Genomic DNA, 19,187 nt, shown 5'->3' with positions numbered 1-19,187 from the left:
GCCCGTCTGTTTGTTTGAGGAACCGAAGTGAGCACTTTGCCAGCCTGCCCAAAATGCAATTCCGAGTACACCTATGAGGATGGCACTCAGCTGATCTGCCCTGAATGCGCCCACGAGTGGTCCGCCAGTGGCGACGCCGAAGCGGCCAGCGACGAGGCGGTGAAGAAGGACTCGGTCGGCAATATCCTGCAGGACGGCGACACCGTCACCGTGATCAAGGACCTCAAGGTCAAGGGTTCGTCCCTGGTGGTGAAGGTCGGCACCAAGGTCAAGAACATCCGCCTGTGCGACGGCGACCACGATATCGACTGCAAAATCGACGGCATCGGCGCCATGAAACTGAAGTCCGAGTTCGTTCGCAAAGTCTGATTACACAAAAAAAAGCCAATAGGCGCTTGCTATTCTGATAATAAGAATTATTCTCATTGGAACTGGTATCCAAGGAGAATAGCCATGACTTATCTGATTGACGCTTGGCTTGACCGCCCTCACCCCTACCTGCGCATTCTTCATCGCGAAACCGGCGAAGTGTGCGCGGTGCTTGAAGAAGAAGCGCTCGACGAACTGCGTGACCAGGGCGACCTGGACATGAGCGGGTTGAATTCGAGTGAACCGGGGGTGCTCAAGGAGCTGGTGCGCAACCTGTTTCTGTTTTGCTATGCGCGGGCATTGCGCCCGATGGGAACAGACTGGAACTGAGGGCCCTGGCGAGGGCTTCGCCCTCGATCGCGGCGCAAGGCCGCTCCTACAGGGGACGCATCCCGCCGAGGGATCGCATATTCCTGTAGGAGCGGCCTTGTGCCGCGAATGGGCCGCAACGCGGCCCCAGCGGTATTACAGAACGTCGAGCAGCTCGACGTCGAACACCAGCACGCTGTGCGGCGGGATGCTGCCAACGCCTTGGGCGCCGTAGGCCAGCTCGCTCGGGACGTACAGGCGCCATTTGCTGCCGGCATTCATCAGCTGCAGGGCTTCGGTCCAGCCAGCAATCACGCCACCAACCGGGAATTCAGCCGGCTGGCCACGCTCGTAGGAGCTGTCGAACACGGTGCCGTCGATCAGGGTGCCGTGGTAGTGCGTACGCACGTTGTCTTCGCGGGTCGGCTTGGCGCCTTCACCTGCGGTCAGTACTTCGAACTGCAGGCCCGAAGCCAGGGTGGTGATGCCTTCACGCTTGGCGTTTTCGGCGAGGAATTCCTTGCCAGCGCCAGCAGCAGCTTCTGCCTTGGCAGCCGCTTCGGCTTGCATGATGTCGCGGATCACTTTGAAGCTGGCCGACAGGTCGGCCTCGCTGACGCGGCTGTCGGCGCCGTTGAAGGCGTCGGTCAGGCCGGCCAGGATGGCTTCCAGACTAACACCTGGTGGCGGGTTGTCGCGCAGCTGGCCGCCCAGCTGACGGCCGATACCGTAGCTGACGCGCGTTTCGTCGGTAGACAGATTGAGTTCGGACATTGTCGTGCTCCACTGCAGGGCGCAGTGCAGCCGCGCCCTTGATGAAAAGGGCGAGCAGCCTAGCACACTGGGAAGCTGCGAGCAGCTACCAGGCCGAACGCTGGGAAATCGGCACCTTGAGGTCTTCTTCGGGGTGCGAACCCATGCCGCACATCTCGTCCTGCACCGACCAGTGCACCAGGTTCATCGAGACCATGGGGATGGTTTGCAGCAACTTTCGGGCGTCCTCCACCGAGTGCACGCGCAAGCGCTCGCCACGGGTGTCAGACAGCGGGTGGGCGCGGCCTTTGAGCCGGGCTTCAACGAGATAATCGCCGCCTTCGATGGCGATCAGGTTCACTTCGTCGACATGGCCAGCCCTGGCCTCGAGATTGAGCTGATGCAGGTTCATGTAAGCACCTCGCGATGAGAACCACGCATGAGTGCTCATTTTTCGTACAGGCGAGCCTAAAGCACAAGCCAGAAACGACACCGCCCGTCCGTTTTGCAACAGACGGGCGGTGCAGGCAACAACCGGGCTCAGTGCTTGGTCAGCTTGTCCAGGTAGCCCATGCAGAACGCAGAAACCACAAAGGTCATGTGGATGATCACGTACCACATCAGGTAGTCGGTGGAGATGTTCTGCGCATCCATGAACACCCGCAGCAGGTGAATGGACGAAATCGCCACGATCGACGCAGCCACCTTCATCTTCAGCGACGAGGAGTCCATCTTGCCCAGCCAGTTGAGCTTTTCCTTGCTGTCGTCGATGTCCAGCTGCGAGACGAAGTTCTCGTAGCCGGAGATCATCACCATCACCAGCAGGCCACCCACCAGCGACATGTCGATCAGCGAGAGGATCACCAGGATCAGGTCAGCTTCGCTCAGGGCAAAGACGTTAGGCAGGACGTGGACCACTTCCTGGAAGAATTTCAGCGCCAGGGCCAGCAGGCCGAGGGACAGGCCGAAGTAGATGGGGGCGAGCAGCCAGCGCGAGGCATACATCGCGTTTTCGAGAATACGTTCCATGGAGGGTTTGGGACTCGTCAGGTGACTAAAAAAACGACAGCGAGTATAGCCAGCCACCTGTTACAGCAAAAGCCCAGTGAATGGGGGCTGCTTTGCAGCCCATTCGCAGCGCAAGGCTGCGCGTACAAGGGACCGCGATTTCCTGTAGGAGCGGCCTTGTGTCGCGATGGGCCGCAAAGCGGCCCCGGCAATGGTTCAGGTCTCAGGATGAAACTGGTAATCCCCCAGGTTCCGGCACCGCTCGCCGTTGATCCGCCGCAACTGCGCCTGCAGGTGCAAGCACCAGATCTGCGGGTCTTCGGATACCTGATAGCCATGCAAGGTCAGGCTGTCGACAATGGCGTTGAGCACCGATTCGGCCACCAACGGCCCATGAAACGGCCCTTGAGCCTTGATCGCGGAAGGTTGCTCACCGGCCATGCCGGCGGCGAACAGCAACGTCCACATGCCGTTGTCCCCGGCCAGTGGTCGAATACTGCATTCGATGCGGGTCACCAGGCCCAGGCACTGGCGTGTGAGGCTGAGGTTGCGCATGGCCGCGTCCCCTCCAATAAGCCTTGTTCAGCCTGAACACCAGGCTGTTTCCATCCTGAACGCTGATACTGTCCTTAAGTTCCAGCATAGAATAACAGTACCGGAAGATGGAATACCGGCGCTGAACGGTAGCACATCGCCGCCAGCGCCGGTTTATTGACTCAGGCTGGCTTGGCCTGGGCAATCACCTCTTCCAGGCGTTCCTTTTCTGCCTTCTCGATGTCTTCCTCGCTGATCATTTCGGCGATTTCACGCAGCCGTTCCACCACACGGGCGTTTACGCTGCCCTCGGTAAACTGGCCTTGCTCATCGTGCACCCCGGCCTCCTCGCCCACCAGCAGGCTCAGTGCCTCATCAGCCTGGCTGACCGCATAAACGTGGAACATACCGTTCTCCACGGCCTGCAGCACGCGCTCGTCGAGCATCAGGGTGGCGACGTTGGCACGCGGGATGATCACCCCCTGCTCGCCGGTCAGGCCACGCGCCTCGCACAGGCGGAAGAAGCCCTCGATCTTCTCGTTGACCCCACCCACGGCCTGCACTTCACCAAACTGGTTGATGGAACCGGTGATGGCGAAGCACTGCTTGAGCGGCGTGCGCGACAAGGCCGAGATCAGCGTGCAGGCTTCGCCCAGCGAGGCGCTGTCACCGTCCACATAGCCGTAGGACTGCTCCAGGGCGATGCTCGCGGAAATCGCCAGCGGGAACTCCTGGGCATAGCGGCTGCCCAGGTATCCGGTGAGGATCATCACACCCTTGGAGTGGATCGGCTGGCCAAGGTTGACCTCGCGTTCGATGTCGACGATGCCGCTGCCACCCGGGTACACGGTTGCAGAGATACGCGCCGGCATACCAAACGCCGAGTCGCCGACTTCCAGTACGGTGAGGCCGTTGCACTTGCCAATGGCCGCACCTTCGGTGTCGATCAGGATGATGCCGGCCAGCATGTCGTCCAGCACCCGTTGCGAAACACGCCCGGTGCGGGTGGCCTTGGCTTTGAGCGCACGTTCGATGTGCCCGGCGTCGGTCATTTCGTCACTGGCCAGCTGACGGATGAAATCGGCTTCGCTGACCAGCTGGAACAAGTCGCCGATACGCGCTGACAGGCGTGACTGGTTCTCTGCCAGGCGGGCGCTGTAGGTGGCCAGGCGGGCTACCGCGTCACTGGTCAGCGGCGCCATGCCCTCTTCGTTGGTGCGGGTGCGCAACAGCTGGGCGAACTGCTCCAGGTTTTCGTCAACCATGGGCATGTCTTCGTCGAAGTCCACCAGCACGCGGAACATCTCCTGGAAGTCCGGGTCGTGGTCCTGCAATGCGTAGTACAGCTGGCGCGAGCCGATAATCACCAGCTTCACGTTCAGCGGCAGCATCTGCGGCTGAAGGCTGACGGAGGCAACACGGCCCAGCTCACCGATCGGTGACTCCATCTTCAGCTTGCGCGACTGCAGGGCACGCTTGAGCGCATCCCACACGAACGGCTCGCCCAGCATTTTCTCGGCTTCAAGAATCAGGAAGCCACCGTTGGCACGGTGCAACGCGCCTGGGCGCAGCTGGCGGTACGAGGTGTACAGCGCGCCTTGGTCGGTGCTGTATTCGATACGGCCGAACAGGTTGTCGTAAGTTGGGTGCGGCTCGAACACTACCGGCGCGCCACCGGCGGCATGGTGGCCGACCACCAGGCTTGGGGCGTACTGCTCTTCCAGCAGCTTGCGCGCAGCGGCGTCGGTCTTGCTGTCGTCGACCAGTTGCTCGACCACGGTGCGCAGCAGGTTCAACTGCACCGACTGCAGGTAGGCGCACACCGCGGCGTTCTCGGCGTACTTTTCCGACAGCGGCGCCAGCAACGGCTGCAAGGCCAGGGTGATGGTTTCTTCGTTGAGCTGGCGCAGCTGGTTGTTCGACTCGCGCTTCCATTGCGGCAGGCTGGCCAGCTCTTCGTTCAGCTGTTCCTCGAGCAAGGCAATGTCTTCGTGGAACTGCTCGCGCACTGCTTCCGGCAACTGAGCGAACTCGGCTTCGTCCAGCGCCTTGCCGTCAGCCATCGGGGTGAAGGCGACGTTGCTGGCGTCGCGGTACAAGGCCACGTCCTTTTCCAGCGAGGCCCGCTCGATCACATCCAGGGCGCGGTCATAGCGCTGGTTGAAGGCACGGTCGATGGCGCCTTTCTTCTGTTGGTACGACGGGTGCTCGAACACTGCCGGGAAGGTGGACAGCAGGTTGTCGATCAATCCGCCCATGTCGCTGATGAACTCGGCGGCGCTGCCAGACGGCAGCTCCAGCGCGCGGGGTTCCCGGGTGTCGTCGAAGTGGTTGACGTAGACCCAGTCGGCCGGGGTCTGCTGGCGCTTGCCCTCAGCCTTGAGGTAGCGCTTGACGAACGAGAAGCGCCCGGTGCCGGGCTCACCCATCACGTACACGTTGTAACCGGGGCGCGGCATGGCCACGCCGAACTGCAGGGCCTCGACAGCACGTTCCTGGCCCAGTACTCCGCGAAACGGCTCCAGATCGTCGGTATGGGTAAAGGCAAACTGCTCGGGGGAGAAACGCCGGGTCAGGGCTTCAGGCGCGAGACGCAGGCGCGCAGCGACAGGATCGGGCATTGGGTTTCCTTACTTCGGCGGGCAGATGAGCAGCATTCTGGCGCTGCCCCAGCGCGCCTTGCAAGGCTCTACGGGACTTTATATCGCGGCAGGTCGCAGCCCGTGCAGGTCATGTCACAGCAAATTTTTCGCAATCAACAACGCAACCTTTAGATCGTGCCTAAACTCCAAGCTGCGCGGGTGGGTGAAAAGCTTTCCCGACCTGGCAACCGAGTTGCCAGAAACCCTGACCCTTGGTTAAGACAAAGAGAACAAATGCTATGAAACGGATTCTTCTGGGTACTCTGTTCACCGTGGTCTCGCTGAACGCCATGGCCGAAGCGCCAGGCGGCCCGAACTGCGGCTGGGGCAACATGCTGTTCGAAGGCCAGCGTGGCACTCCGGCACACTTCCTGGCTTCTACCACCAACGGCACTTCCGGTAACGCCACCTTCGGCATGACCTCCGGCACCAACGGCTGCTCGACCAAGGCTTCGCTGACCTACGGCGGCAAGTCCTGGTTTGCCATGAACGGCATGATGAACGAGCTGTCCGAAGACATGGCCATGGGCCAGGGCGAAGCACTGACCACCTATGCCGTAGTGCTTGGCGTGGCCCCGGAAGACCGCGTCTACTTCAACTCGGTTACCCACCAGCACTTCAACCAGATCTTCAGCAGCGCCGATGTCACTGCCGAAACTGTCCACACCAACACCCTGGCCGTTCTGAAGAGCGACCCACGCCTGGCCAAATACGCTACCGAGGCCTAAGCACTGCTGTTCCCGCCCCCCACGGGGGCGGGTTTCGCCTTTTTCGGCATCGTGAAGAAGTAGTTGCCCGATATGCTCAAACGCCTCGCTTCCCTGGCGCTGTGTGCCTGCGCCCCTGTTCATGCCGCGCCCGTGCTGGATCAAGGCCGTCTCCAGCAACTGGCCAATACTCCTTACTGGCTCGCCATTGGTCACTACGAAACCGCCAAGCTCGGCGGCTGGCGTAGCTATGTGGACGATGATGCCTTCTTCCTCGCCGAGGACGGCGCGCACCACCCGGATCAAGAACTCAAGGCTACGGTCGATGCGCTGTATGCCCCGGCCAGCCTCGGCGACAAGCACGCGCAGTGCGTATTCCCCGCCCGCACCCGCTGGCTGCGCGAGCAGCTCGACCTGCAGGGCCTGCCACAGCCGGACTGCCAGGAATTCAAGACCTGGTACCAGTCGATCGACCCGCACAGCGCCGCGTTGATCTTTCCGGCGGCCTACCTGAACAGCCCGTCGTCGATGTTCGGCCATACCCTGCTGCGCATCGACCAGTCCAGCACGCGCAACGACGACACCACGCTGCTGAGCTACGCGATCAACTTCGGCGCCTACATCGAAGGCAGCGACAACAGCATCCTGTACGCCTGGAAGGGCCTGATGGGCGGCTACCCAGGGCTGTTCGCGCTGATGCCCTACCAGGAAAAACTGTCCGAATACCGCAGCCTGGAAAACCGCGACCTGTGGGAATACCAGCTGGACCTCACCCCCGAAGAAACCGGGCGCATGGTCGAGCATGTGTGGGAACTCAAGCAGATCCAGTTCGACTACTTCTTTTTCGACGAAAACTGCTCGTATCGCCTGCTGGAGCTGCTGCAAGTGGCCCGGCCGAGCCTGGACCTGACCTCGCAGTTCCCGCTGACCGCCATCCCGACCGATACGGTCAAGGCCGTAAAACAGTCCGGCCTGGTCGCCAGCGAGGTCTACCGCCCTTCCCGCGAACGTGAATTGCTGGCCCGTGCAGAGCCGCTCGACCACAACGAGAAGCGCCAGGTACTGGCCGTGAGTGCCAACACCGCACAGTTGCAAAGCCCCGAATTCAAGGCCCTGCCCCGCGAACGCCAGGCGTTGGTACAAGACGCCGCCTATCGCCTGGAGCGCTACCGGGCCAATGGCCAGGAACGCGACCCAGGGCAAGCCAAGCGCAGCTTCGAGCTGCTGCGGGCGATCAACAGCAACCCGCCGCCGCCCTTGCAGATCGAGCGCCCCGGCCTGCCCGAGGATGGCCATGACTCACGCACCTGGCAACTTGGCGTGGGCACCCGTGAAGACCGCGCATACGCCGAGTACGGCCTGCGCATGGCCTACCACGACTTGAACGACAACGCCTACGGCTTCCCGCTGGGTGCGCAAATCGAGATCCTGCAGCTGAAGGTGCGCCAGTACGAGGGTAATGACTGGCAGGTGCAGCGCCTGGACCTGGCCACCATTCGCTCGCTGACACCCCGTAACGAGCTGCTCAAACCCTGGTCGTGGCAAGTGGCCGGCGGCCTGGAGCGGGTGCCGGGCAAGCATGATGACGAGGTGCTGGTAAGCCACGTGAACGGCGGCGCCGGTGGCACCTGGCAACTGGCCGACGGGTTGCTGGGTTTTGCCCTGGGTACGGTGCGGGTCGAGCACCACAACGACTTCGCCCAGTTCATCGCCCCGGCGGCAGGGTTCAATGGCGGCCTGCTGTGGCGCAACGGCTTGGGCAACATGACGCTGGAGGCCAAGGGTGATTACTTCACCAATGGCGAAGTGCGGCGCAGTGTGAGCCTGAACCAGCAGTGGGAGATCAGCCAGAACCTGGGGCTGCGGTTGAGCGCTTCGCGCGAGTTCAGCCACCTGGCTACGGCGCAGAACGAAGTGATGCTGGAACTGAAGTGGTATCACTACTAGCTGGTCGGGCCTGCGCGCTTTTTGTAGGAGCGTCAGACTGGAAACTGTGTATCGAACCAACTCTTTGACACTGTTTTGACATGTCCCCGACAAATCGCCGCCTAGACTTTCCACTATCTACGGGAGGGTCTGGTGGTCATGTCGCGGTACTGGTTCGGCGTGTGCGTTGCGTTGTTGCTGTCAGGTTGCGAAACCACCCACGAGCAGATGCTCAACCAGGGTTATCCCCCTGCCTATGCCGATGGCTTCCAGGATGGCTGCAGCAGCGGCCGGCAGGCGGCCGGGCTGATGGTGGGCGGCTTCAGCAAGAACGTGCCGCGCTACCTGCACGAGCGCCAGTACGAAACCGGCTGGGACGACGGCTTCCGCCAGTGCCATGCCATGCAAAACAGTGAAGAACAGCGCGAGTACCACGAGCGCTTCTGGGACCAGCGCGACCGCGATTGGGAGCAGGAAAAGGACCGCGGCGCCGCCAAGGCTTATCGCCACAACTGAGTCGCAAACGGACATTCCTTGAAACCGGCGGCCTGCCATGATGGTCTCCTGCACATAGGAGGCCCTGCATGAGCCGAGCATTCGTCAACGAAGACCAGGCTGCCGCCCAGGCCGACCAGCCGGTGGAGCGACGCGTCAGCGAACAACCCAACTACGTCACCGCCAACGGCCTGCGCCAGTTGCAAACGCGCGTGGCCGAGCTGAATGCCTTGCGCAGTGAACTGCAGGCGCAGGGCGAACGTGGCGACAAACAGCGGCTGGCCGATACCGAGCGGGACCTTCGTTACTTCAGTGCGCGGGTGCAGAGTGCCCAGGTAGTGCCGGCAGCCAGTTCACGCAGCAAGGTGCAGATTGGTAGCCGGGTGCGGTTTGTCGATGCGCAGGACCAGGAGCAGGTGGTGCAGTTGGTGGGCGAGGATGAAGCGGATGCTGGGCGGGGGTTGATCAACTGGGGTTCGCCACTGGGGCGGGCGTTGCTGGGTGCTGGGCCTGGAGATGAGGTGGTTTGGCGGCGGCCGGTGGGGGATCAGGTGATTGAAGTGGTCGGGATCGAGGGTGAGCCCTGAAGGGGCCGCCGTGCGGCCCATCGCCGGCAAGCCAGCTCCCACAGGGACATCACAGGGCTCGAGTGCTGCAATGTCCCTGTGGGAGCTGGCTTGCCGGCGATGGGCTGCAAAGCAGCCCCAAAACACTTCAGGTCAGACTACGCCCTGGGCCAGCATCGCATCAGCCACTTTCACAAAGCCTGCGATGTTCGCACCTTTGACGTAGTTGATACGGCCATCGGCCTCTTCACCGTAGTGCACGCAGGCATGGTGAATCGACTGCATGATGTTGTGCAGCTTGCTGTCCACTTCACCGGCAGTCCACAGCAGGCGCATGGCGTTCTGCGACATCTCCAGGCCCGACACGGCCACGCCGCCGGCGTTGGAGGCTTTGCCCGGGGCATACAGGATGCCAGCGTCCAGGAAGATATCCACAGCTTCGAGGGTGGTCGGCATGTTGGCGCCTTCGGCCACGCAGATGCAGCCATTGCGCAGCAGCGTGCGGGCGTCTTCGGCGCCCAGCTCGTTCTGCGTGGCGCACGGCAAGGCGATGTCGCACGGCAGGCTCCACGGGGTCTGGCCCTTGCGGAACTCAAGGCCGAACTGCCCGGCCAGCTCGCTGATGCGGCCACGCTTGACGTTCTTCAGCTCCATCAACGCGTCCCATTGGGCATCGGTCAGGCCGGCTTCGGCGTACAAGGTGCCTTCGGAGTCGGACAGCGAGATCACCTTGCCGCCCAGGTCCATCACTTTACGCGCCGCATACTGGGCCACGTTGCCCGAGCCGGAAACCGCCACGCGGCGGCCGTCGATACGCTTGCCCTGGCGCTTGAGCATTTCTTCGGCGAAGTACACGCAGCCGAAGCCGGTGGCTTCCGGGCGGATCAGGCTGCCGCCGTAGGTCATGCCTTTACCGGTCAGCACCGACGTGAACTGGTTGGCCAGGCGCTTGTACTGGCCAAACATGAAGCCAATTTCGCGGGCACCCACGCCGATGTCGCCGGCCGGTACGTCGCAGTCAGCACCGATGTGGCGGTACAGCTCACTCATGAACGCCTGGCAGAAGCGCATCACTTCGGCGTCGCTCTTGCCTTTCGGGTCGAAGTCCGAGCCGCCCTTGCCGCCGCCCATGGGCAGCGAGGTCAGGGAGTTCTTGAACACCTGCTCGAAGGCCAGGAACTTCAGCACGCTGAGGTTCACCGACGGGTGGAAGCGCAGGCCGCCCTTGTACGGGCCGATGGCGCTGCTCATCTGGATGCGGTAGCCGCGGTTGACCTGCACCTTGCCCTGGTCATCGACCCATGAAACGCGGAACAGCACCGCGCGCTCAGGCTCGACCATACGCTCGAGGATGCCCGATTGCAGGTAGTGGGGGTTGGCTTCAAGGAATGGCCACAAAGTGCGTAGCACCTCTTCCACCGCCTGGTGGAATTCCGGTTGGCCGGGGTCACGCTGTTGCAGGCGTGCAAGGAAATGGTCGACAGATTCGATCATGGTAGACATCTCACCAAGAGGATTGGACTTATTGGTTTTTTTCGAATGTACCAAGAAGCAATCGCACTGGAATAGGGCGAAATGTCGTTTTTTTGAAATTATTTGGTGCGTTTTATATAAGTGTATACAAAGCGCGGGCTTGATCTGCTGTTATCCCGCTTGAGCCAGGCACAAAAATGGGGCCATCAAGGGCCCCATTCTTGTGCATCAGACATCCGGCTTACTGGGCCAGTTTCTTGTGCCGTACACGGTGCGGCTGGGCAGCAGCATCGCCCAGGCGCTTCTTGCGGTCAGCTTCATACTCGGTGTAGTTGCCTTCGAAGAACACCACGTTCGAGTCGTCTTCGTACGCCAGGATGTGGGTAGCCACACGGTCCAGGAACCAACGGTCGTGGGAAATCACGATCGCAGCGCCCGGGAAGTCCAGCAGGGCTTCTTCCAGCGAACGCAGGGTTTCGACGTCGAGGTCGTTTGACGGTTCGTCGAGCAGCAGGACGTTACCGCCCTCCTTCAGGGTCAGGGCCAGGTGCAGGCGGCCACGCTCACCACCGGACAGGTCCTTGACGAACTTCTGCTGGTCGCCACCCTTGAAGTTGAAGCGGCCAACGTAGGTACGCGACGGGATCTCGTAGTTGCCGATGCGGATCTGGTCGGAACCGTCAGAAATCTGCTGGAACACGGTCTTGGCGCCGTCCAGGTCTTCGCGGCTCTGGTCCACGCAGGCCAGTTGCACGGTTTCACCGATCTCGATGCTGCCCGAGTCCGGCTGTTCCTTGCCCATCAGCATGCGGAACAGGGTCGACTTACCGGCACCGTTACCACCGATCACGCCGACGATTGCGCCTTTAGGCATGGCGAACGACAGGTTGTCGATCAGCACGCGGTCGCCGTAGCCTTTGGAGACGTTCTTGAACTCGATGACTTTGTCGCCCAGGCGCGGGCCAGCCGGGATGTAGATCTCGTTGGTCTCGCTGCGTTTCTGGAATTCCTGCGACTGCATTTCTTCGAAGCGCTGCAGACGGGCCTTGGATTTGGACTGGCGAGCCTTGGCGCCTTTGCGCACCCACTCCAGTTCCTCTTTCATGGCCTTCTCGTGGGCGCTCTGCTGCTTGGATTCCTGCGCCAGACGGTCCGACTTGGCTTCCAGCCAGCCCGAGTAGTTGCCTTCGTACGGGATACCGGCGCCGCGGTCCAGTTCCAGGATCCAGCCAGCGACGTTGTCGAGGAAGTAACGGTCGTGGGTAATGGCTACCACGGTGCCCGGGAAGTCGTGAAGGAAACGCTCAAGCCACGCCACCGAATCGGCATCCAGGTGGTTGGTCGGTTCGTCGAGCAGCAGCATGTCGGGGGCCGACAGCAGCAGGCGGCACAGGGCCACACGGCGCTTTTCACCACCGGACAGGTGCTCGATTTTTGCGTCCCAGGCCGGCAAACGCAGGGCGTCGGCGGCGACGTCCAGCTGACGCTCCAGGTTGTGGCCGTCGGCGGCCTGCAGGATGGCTTCCAGCTTGGCCTGCTCGGCGGCCAGCTTGTCGAAGTCGGCATCCGGGTCGGCGTAGGCGGCGTAGACCTCGTCCAGGCGGGCCTGGGCGTCCTTGATCACGCTGACCGCTTCCTCGACCACTTCACGCACGGTCTTGGTCGGGTCCAGTTGCGGTTCCTGTGGCAGGTAACCCACGTTGATGTCGGGCATCGGACGGGCTTCGCCGTCGAATTCCTTGTCGACGCCCGCCATGATCCGCAGCAGGGTCGATTTACCGGCGCCGTTCAGGCCGAGCACGCCAATCTTGGCGCCCGGGAAGAACGACAGGGAAATGTTCTTGAGAATTTCCCGCTTCGGCGGCACGACCTTGCTCAGCCGATGCATGGTGTAGACGTATTGAGCCAAAACCAAGCCCTCTAATTCAGATAGGTAAAGACATCGACGATCGCCCAGGCAGCATGGCCAGGGGGATGCGTGTTCGGGTGTCATTGAACAAAGTCGACCATTCTACGCCAACGCGCGGCGTTGCATAGGAGGGGTCGAGAGTGGGGTGGGATCGGTGTTGTCCCTGGGGGGAATTTGTTGCCTTTGCCGGCCTCTTCGCGGCTAAAGCCGCTCCCACAGGTACTGCATTGCCCTTGAAGGCGGTGATATCCCTGTGGGAGCGGCTTTAGCCGCGAAGAGGCCGGCACAGCAGCCGAGATGGCTCAGACGTGACGCTGTTTGGCCTTGCCCCGCGGCAACCGGCAACGGTCGCCCTGCTCGGCCAGACGCGCGGCCCAGGCGGACTTCACGCTGAAGCCGCCGCTGCGGGCAGGTTGCTGCTCGGCCACATTGGCCGGTTTGGCCGGTTTGGCAGCCGCAGGCGCAGTGCTGACCACCTTGGCAGCAGGCTTGACCGCCGCCTCTGCCGGCGTTGGCGCTGCTGCCGCCTTGGCGGTCTTGCGCAGTTCAGCCAGCGATGGCGCTTTGCTCTTGGCGCTGGCGGCAGCTTCAGGTTTGACCAGCGAGCGCTGGCAAGACTTGCAGGATACGTCCTCGGTCACGGCAGTGCTGACAAGGGTCTGACTGCTGCGCCCACAGGCGGAATCGAGGCCATTGGAGGAAAAGTGAGTAACCAAAACCGAACATCTCCGATGCGTTGTCATGTATAGCGGGCGCTATTCTCGCACAGGTTGCAGGGGCTTGCCGAACCACCGGGCCGGCACCATCGGTCAACATGGCTGGCACTTTGCCATAATCCTAGGCATGCTAGCCGGTTTCGGGTGTCCGGCCTTATAGTGCGCCACCGTTGTGCGCCACCAGACACCGGCATACACCGTGCATGATGCTTCCCTGCCATCGCCAGCCCAATCGCAGGATCAACGCTTGACCAACCTTACTCATCCGTCGACATTGCGTACCGCGCCACAGGCGCCCGCCGCTACCCTGCGCGGGTCGGTCAAGGGTGCGCTGGCGATGCTTGCCCTGATCCTGCTGGGCCTGCTGCTGTGGCAGCTTTTTGCCCAGTTCAACCACACCCAGGCCGACCTGCGCAAACAAAGCCTGGACGCCACCGCGGAACTGGCCGACCACCTGAGCCTGAACATGGCGTTCAAGGCGCAGCAGGCGGTAAATGTGGTGCAGCCTTACGTCAATCCGCCGACGCCCGACGCCCTGCCGGGCCTTGTGCATACCTTGCGCGAGCGCCTGCCTGCCCTGCAGAGCGTGGCCTGGCTGGACAGCGCAGGGCAACTGCGCGGCGACAGCCTGGCCGGCAGCCCTGACCGGAAGTTGCTTGACGAGTTGCTCACACTGAACCAGGGCCGCCCGTACTTCTTCACCAACTCCGCCGACAACCGCACCCTCTATCTGCTACTGCGTCAGTCCCCCGAGCAGGACCGTGGCTTCTGGCTGCTGCGCCTTTCGCCGGACTACTACCGCACCCTCACCGTCCACCTCGATGGCGCCGGCCACCCCCTGTGGCTGTTGGAAAACAGCCGCAGCGGCGAGGTACTGCAACGCCACGCGCCGGCCGACACCGGCAGCGAGCCGCTACAGAGCGTGATGCTGGCCTTTATCGACAACAGCACCTGGCAGCTGCGCGGCCTGTTCGACGCCCAGCTGACCCAGCAGAAACTGCTGCCTGCACTGATCGGCAAATGCCTGCTGGTGCTGTTCTGCGCCCTGCTGCCAGTGCTGGCCCTGATCAACATGCGCCGCCGCCAGCGCGCGCTGCAGGAGGACCGCCGGCGCTACCAGGAAATTTTTGAAGGCACGGGCGTGGCCTTGTGTGTGCTCGACCTGTCCAGCTTGCCCAGCCAGCTCGACCGCTACCACCTGCGCAACCGCGCCGCGCTCAAGCACAGCCTGGCCCTGGACCCGAACCTGCGCCGCTCGCTGCTGCTGGAGCTGAAAATCACCGAGGTCAACCAGGTTGCGCGCCAGTTGCTGAACATCAACTGCCACGAAGGTGCCTGGCAGCGGCTGATCGACGGCACGGGCGATGGCCGCGACAGCATCGGCATGCAACTGATCGACGCGCTGATCGAACAACGGCCACTGCTGGAGCTGGAAGTACGCCTGACGGCGCCGCTGGGCGGCGAGCTGCACCTGTGGCTGATGGCACGCCTGCCGCAGCAGCGCCGCGACTACCAGGCGGTCATTCTCAGCATCAGCGACATCACCAGCCGCAAGCAGGTAGAGCTGTCGCTGCTGGAGCGCGAAAGCTTCTGGTCGGACGTGGTGCGCACCGTCCCCGACCAACTGTACGTGCAGGACGTGCTCAGCCAGCGGATGATCTTCAGCAATCGCCACCTCGGCCAGACCCTGGGTTACGACCGCACCGAGCTTGCACAAATGGGCGACCGCTTCTGGGAATTGCTGCTGCACCCCGAAGACGCCGCGCACTATCAGGCCCTGCGCCAGCAACAGCGCGATAGCGGCCATGACCACCCGCTGCACTGCCAGTTACGCTTTCGCCACCGTGATGGCGGCTGGCGCTGCTATGACATCCGCGAGCAGGTGCTGACCCGAGACGCCGAAGGCCTGGTAACGCGCATCATCGGCGTGGGCAAGGACGTGACGGTGCAGATAGAGGCCAGCCAGTCGCTGCGCGACAGCGAACAGCGCTACCGCATGCTGGCCGAAAGCATCAGCGACGTGATCTTCTCCACCGACAGCCTGCTCAAGCTCAACTATGTCAGCCCTTCGGTGCAGAGCGTGCTGGGCTACCAGGCCGACTGGATTTTTGCCAACGGCTGGCAGTCGATCATCGCCAACCCGGCCCAACTCACCGGCATCTACAGCCTGATGGAGCGCGTGAGCAAGGCCATGAGCGACCCGGTTCAGCTCGCCCAACTGCGCAGCCAGCTGCCGACCCAGCTGTTCGTGTTCGACTGCCTGCGCGGCGATGGCCGCAAGATCCCAATCGAGCTGCGCCTGGTGCTGGTGTGGGACGACGACCAGCGCTTCGAGGGTGTGCTTGGGGTAGGCCGTGACATCAGCCAGCAACGCCGCGCCGAAAAAGACCTGCGCATGGCCGCGACGGTGTTCGAGCATTCCACTTCGGCCATTCTCATCACCGACCCGGCCGGTTATATCGTGCAGGCCAACGAGGCGTTCAGCCGCGTCAGCGGTTACGCCGTCAGTGAAGTGCTCGACCAATTGCCGGGCATGCTCACCGTCGACGAACAGCAGGAAGGCCACCTGCGCTATGTGGTCAAGCAACTGCACCAGCGCGGCAGTTGGGAGGGCGAGGTGTGGCTCAAGCGCCGTGACGGCGACCACTACCCGGCCTGGGTCGGCATTACTGCGGTACTGGACGACGAAGGCGACCTGGCCAGCTACGTGTGCTTCTTCACCGACATCAGCGAGCGCAAGGCCAGCGAACAGCGCATCCACCGCCTGGCCTACTACGACGCCCTCACCCACCTGCCCAACCGCACGCTGTTCCAGGACCGTCTGTACAACGCCCTGCAGCAGGCCGAGCGGCAGAAGGCGTGGGTAGTGTTGATGTTCCTCGACCTCGACCGTTTCAAGCCGATCAACGATTCCCTCGGCCATGCCGCCGGCGACCGCATGCTCAAGGACATGGCCCTGCGCCTGCTGGCCTGCGTGGATGACGACGACACTGTGGCGCGCATGGGCGGCGACGAGTTCACCCTGTTGCTGCAACCGCGCGCCAGCCGCGAACTGGCGCTGAACCGCGCCATCCACGTGGCCGAGAACATCCTCGGCAGCCTGGTGCGGCCGTTCGTGCTGGAAAACCGCGAGTTCTTCGTTACTGCCAGTATCGGCATCGCCCTCAGCCCGCAGGACGGCAGTGAGCTGAGCCAGCTGATGAAAAACGCCGACACCGCCATGTACCACGCCAAGGAACGCGGCAAGAACAACTTCCAGTTCTACCAGGCCGAGATGAACGCCAGCGCCCTGGAGCGCCTGGAGCTGGAAAGCGACCTGCGCCACGCCATGGAGCAGAACGAGTTCATCCTTTACTACCAGCCGCAGTTCAGCGGCGACGGCAAGCGCCTGACCGGCGCCGAAGCACTGCTGCGCTGGCGCCACCCCACCCGGGGCCTGGTGCCGCCGGGCGACTTCATCCCGGTGATCGAGGAACTGGGCCTGGTGGTGGACGTGGGCGACTGGGTGCTGCGCGAGGCCAGCCGCCAGCTCAAGGCCTGGCACAAGGCCAAGGTGCGGGTGCCGAAGGTGTCGGTGAACATTTCGGCACGGCAGTTCTCCGACGGCCAGCTGGGCACGCGGATTGCCAACATTCTTGAAGAAAGCGGCCTGCCACCGGCCTGCCTGGAGCTGGAGCTGACCGAAAGTATCCTGATGCGCGAAGTGAACGAGGCGCTGCAGATTCTGGCCAGCCTGAAAAACCTCGGCCTGAGCATTGCGGTGGATGACTTCGGCACCGGCTACTCATCGCTCAACTACCTCAAGCAGTTCCCCATCGACGTGCTGAAGATCGACCGCACCTTCGTCGACGGCCTGCCCGAGGGCGAGCAGGACGCGCAGATAGCCCGGGCGATCATCGCCATGGCCCACAGCCTCAACCTGGCGGTAATCGCCGAGGGCGTGGAAACCCACGAGCAGCTGGAGTTCCTGCGCGAGCATGGCTGCGACGAAGTGCAGGGCTACCTGTTCGGGCGGCCGATGCCAGCACACCAGTTCGAGGCGCAGTTCTCCAACGAAACGCTGTTCATGTTCCATTGATGCGGTACCTGCACTGGCCTCATCGCCGGCAAGCCAGCTCCCACAAGTGATGCATCAGCCTCAAGGCCAGCGCAAATCCTGTGGGAGCTGGCTTGCCGGCGATGGGGCCATATGCGCCCCAAAAAAATGGACTTGAGAGTCAGCTCCGGCACCCGCCCAGCCCAGACACGGCGCGGGATGCAACATGAGCCCCATTGGTCCGCGACTTGATGCCACTTCATATGCCAGCTGCGAATCAATCGGTTAGAATGCCCCCCCAAACTACCCCGATCCTTGAGGACCGCCATGTTCAGCCGTGATTTGACCATTGCCAAGTACGACGCCGAGCTCTTCGAAGCCATGCAGCAAGAAGCCCTGCGCCAGGAAGAGCATATCGAGCTGATCGCTTCGGAAAACTACACCAGCCCGGCAGTCATGGAAGCTCAGGGCTCGGTCCTGACCAACAAGTACGCCGAAGGCTACCCGGGCAAGCGTTACTACGGTGGTTGCGAGTACGTCGATATCGTCGAGCAACTGGCCATCGACCGTGCCAAGGAACTGTTCGGCGCCGATTACGCCAACGTCCAGCCGCACGCTGGATCCCAGGCCAACGCCGCTGTCTACCTGGCCCTGCTGTCGGCCGGTGACACCATCCTGGGCATGAGCCTGGCCCACGGTGGCCACCTGACCCACGGTGCTTCGGTAAGCTCGTCGGGCAAGCTGTACAACGCCATCCAGTACGGCATCGACGGCAACGGCCTGATCGACTACGACGAAGTCGAGCGCCTGGCGGTCGAGCACAAGCCGAAAATGATCGTTGCCGGCTTCTCGGCCTACTCGCAGGTTCTGGACTTCGCCCGCTTCCGCGCCATTGCCGACAAGGTCGGTGCCTACCTGTTCGTCGACATGGCCCACGTTGCCGGCCTGGTTGCCGCTGGCGTGTACCCGAACCCTGTTCCGTTCGCCGACGTGGTCACCACCACCACCCACAAGACCCTGCGCGGTCCACGTGGCGGCCTGATCCTGGCCCGTGCCAACGCCGACATCGAGAAGAAGCTGAACTCCGCTGTCTTCCCAGGCGCCCAGGGCGGCCCGCTGGAGCACGTCATCGCCGCCAAGGCCATCTGCTTCAAAGAAGCCCTGCAGCCTGAGTTCAAGACTTACCAGCAGCAAGTCGTGAAAAACGCCCAGGCCATGGCCAGCGTATTCATCGAGCGTGGCTTCGACGTGGTGTCCGGTGGCACCCAGAACCACCTGTTCCTGCTGTCGCTGATCAAGCAGGAAATCTCCGGTAAGGACGCTGACGCCGCTTTGGGCAAAGCCTTCATCACCGTCAACAAGAACTCGGTACCGAACGACCCACGTTCGCCGTTCGTCACCTCGGGCCTGCGTTTCGGCACCCCAGCCGTCACCACCCGTGGTTTCAAGGAAGCGGAGTGCAAGGAACTGGCTGGCTGGATCTGCGACATCCTGGCTGACCTGAACAACGAAGCGGTGATCGACGCCGTACGTGAGAAGGTCAAGGCCATCTGCAAGCAGCTGCCGGTTTACGGCAACTGATTGGCGCCAGCCTGAAGTGAAAAAGCCCGGCCCTGTGCCTAATGCCAGTCAGTTAAGACTGAGACATTGACCTTTATCCCTAAGGCCGCAAAATCCGATGCTTGGAAACGAGCATCGGATTTTTTTATGCGCCTGTCACAAGCCCTGTCCCTCACTCACGAAA

At 62.4% G+C, this 19,187-nt stretch carries 16 protein-coding genes; 8 read left to right on the top strand and 8 right to left on the bottom strand.

Annotated elements, in window-relative coordinates; translation table 11 throughout:
- Positions 1-27: 27 nt before the first annotated feature.
- Both JOY50_RS24700 and JOY50_RS24695 read left to right on the top strand, forming a co-directional pair.
- A complete protein-coding gene (locus JOY50_RS24700) occupies positions 28-369 on the top strand; it encodes a zinc ribbon domain-containing protein YjdM (protein ID WP_043198767.1) in 342 nt (113 codons plus the stop codon).
- Between the two features lie 84 nt (positions 370-453).
- Positions 454-699, top strand: a complete 246-nt coding sequence (locus tag JOY50_RS24695) for a hypothetical protein (protein WP_016484829.1) — start codon at positions 454-456, stop codon at positions 697-699.
- A gap of 135 nt (positions 700-834) precedes the next feature.
- On the opposite strand, the gene JOY50_RS24690 is transcribed toward JOY50_RS24695, so the two are convergent.
- The 5 genes from JOY50_RS24690 to JOY50_RS24670 form a co-directional block, all read right to left on the bottom strand.
- A complete protein-coding gene (locus JOY50_RS24690; RefSeq protein WP_132846719.1) occupies positions 835-1,452 on the bottom strand; it encodes an FKBP-type peptidyl-prolyl cis-trans isomerase in 618 nt (205 codons plus the stop codon).
- 85 nt (positions 1,453-1,537) lie between these two features.
- Positions 1,538-1,843, bottom strand: a complete 306-nt coding sequence (locus tag JOY50_RS24685) for a DUF6482 family protein (protein ID WP_243056011.1) — start codon at positions 1,841-1,843, stop codon at positions 1,538-1,540.
- 128 nt (positions 1,844-1,971) lie between these two features.
- The gene (locus JOY50_RS24680) at positions 1,972-2,460 is read right to left on the bottom strand and encodes a TIGR00645 family protein (protein ID WP_016501546.1); all 489 of its coding nucleotides are present in this window, start codon (positions 2,458-2,460) and stop codon (positions 1,972-1,974) included.
- Positions 2,461-2,655: 195 nt separating this feature from the next.
- Positions 2,656-2,994: a hypothetical protein gene (locus JOY50_RS24675; protein ID WP_016484826.1), complete on the bottom strand. Its 339-nt coding sequence runs from the start codon at positions 2,992-2,994 to the stop codon at positions 2,656-2,658.
- A 161-nt stretch (positions 2,995-3,155) separates the two neighbouring features.
- Positions 3,156-5,594 carry a Lon protease family protein gene (locus JOY50_RS24670; protein WP_138737564.1) on the bottom strand — a complete coding sequence of 813 codons (2,439 nt, stop codon included), beginning with the start codon at positions 5,592-5,594 and terminating at the stop codon, positions 3,156-3,158.
- A 260-nt stretch (positions 5,595-5,854) separates the two neighbouring features.
- Here JOY50_RS24670 and JOY50_RS24665 point away from each other — a divergent pair, with 260 nt between their 5' ends.
- The 4 genes from JOY50_RS24665 to JOY50_RS24650 all read left to right on the top strand — a co-directional run bounded on the left by JOY50_RS24665 (position 5,855) and on the right by JOY50_RS24650 (position 9,330).
- Positions 5,855-6,343: a DUF3015 domain-containing protein gene (locus JOY50_RS24665; RefSeq protein ID WP_016501548.1), complete on the top strand. Its 489-nt coding sequence runs from the start codon at positions 5,855-5,857 to the stop codon at positions 6,341-6,343.
- Between the two features lie 72 nt (positions 6,344-6,415).
- On the top strand, positions 6,416-8,269 hold the full coding sequence (locus tag JOY50_RS24660) for a DUF4105 domain-containing protein (RefSeq protein ID WP_138737562.1): 1,854 nt from the start codon (positions 6,416-6,418) through the stop codon (positions 8,267-8,269).
- Between the two features lie 138 nt (positions 8,270-8,407).
- Positions 8,408-8,764, top strand: coding sequence for a hypothetical protein (locus JOY50_RS24655; RefSeq protein ID WP_243056010.1), 357 nt, complete (start codon positions 8,408-8,410; stop codon positions 8,762-8,764).
- A gap of 68 nt (positions 8,765-8,832) precedes the next feature.
- Positions 8,833-9,330: a GreA/GreB family elongation factor gene (locus tag JOY50_RS24650; RefSeq protein WP_138737560.1), complete on the top strand. Its 498-nt coding sequence runs from the start codon at positions 8,833-8,835 to the stop codon at positions 9,328-9,330.
- Between the two features lie 132 nt (positions 9,331-9,462).
- Here the strand turns inward: JOY50_RS24650 and gdhA are convergent, their stop codons facing one another.
- The 3 genes from gdhA to JOY50_RS24635 form a co-directional block, all read right to left on the bottom strand.
- Positions 9,463-10,803: an NADP-specific glutamate dehydrogenase gene (gene gdhA, locus JOY50_RS24645; RefSeq protein ID WP_019471674.1), complete on the bottom strand. Its 1,341-nt coding sequence runs from the start codon at positions 10,801-10,803 to the stop codon at positions 9,463-9,465.
- A 220-nt stretch (positions 10,804-11,023) separates the two neighbouring features.
- Entirely contained in the window at positions 11,024-12,691 is a 1,668-nt protein-coding gene (ettA, locus tag JOY50_RS24640; RefSeq protein WP_016501553.1) for an energy-dependent translational throttle protein EttA, read from the bottom strand.
- Between the two features lie 302 nt (positions 12,692-12,993).
- Positions 12,994-13,407, bottom strand: coding sequence for a hypothetical protein (locus JOY50_RS24635; protein ID WP_243056009.1), 414 nt, complete (start codon positions 13,405-13,407; stop codon positions 12,994-12,996).
- 247 nt (positions 13,408-13,654) lie between these two features.
- On the opposite strand from JOY50_RS24635, the gene JOY50_RS24630 reads away from it, so the two are divergent.
- Positions 13,655-17,485 carry a bifunctional diguanylate cyclase/phosphodiesterase gene (locus JOY50_RS24630; RefSeq protein ID WP_138737558.1) on the top strand — a complete coding sequence of 1,277 codons (3,831 nt, stop codon included), beginning with the start codon at positions 13,655-13,657 and terminating at the stop codon, positions 17,483-17,485.
- A gap of 285 nt (positions 17,486-17,770) precedes the next feature.
- Positions 17,771-19,024, top strand: coding sequence for a serine hydroxymethyltransferase (gene glyA, locus JOY50_RS24625; protein WP_234229725.1), 1,254 nt, complete (start codon positions 17,771-17,773; stop codon positions 19,022-19,024).
- Positions 19,025-19,187: the final 163 nt, after the last annotated feature.

The sequence above is a fragment of the Pseudomonas sp. BP01 genome, assembly GCF_022760795.1.
Lineage (GTDB): Bacteria > Pseudomonadota > Gammaproteobacteria > Pseudomonadales > Pseudomonadaceae > Aquipseudomonas > Aquipseudomonas putida_Q.
This window is presented reverse-complemented; position numbering and strand designations above follow the sequence as displayed.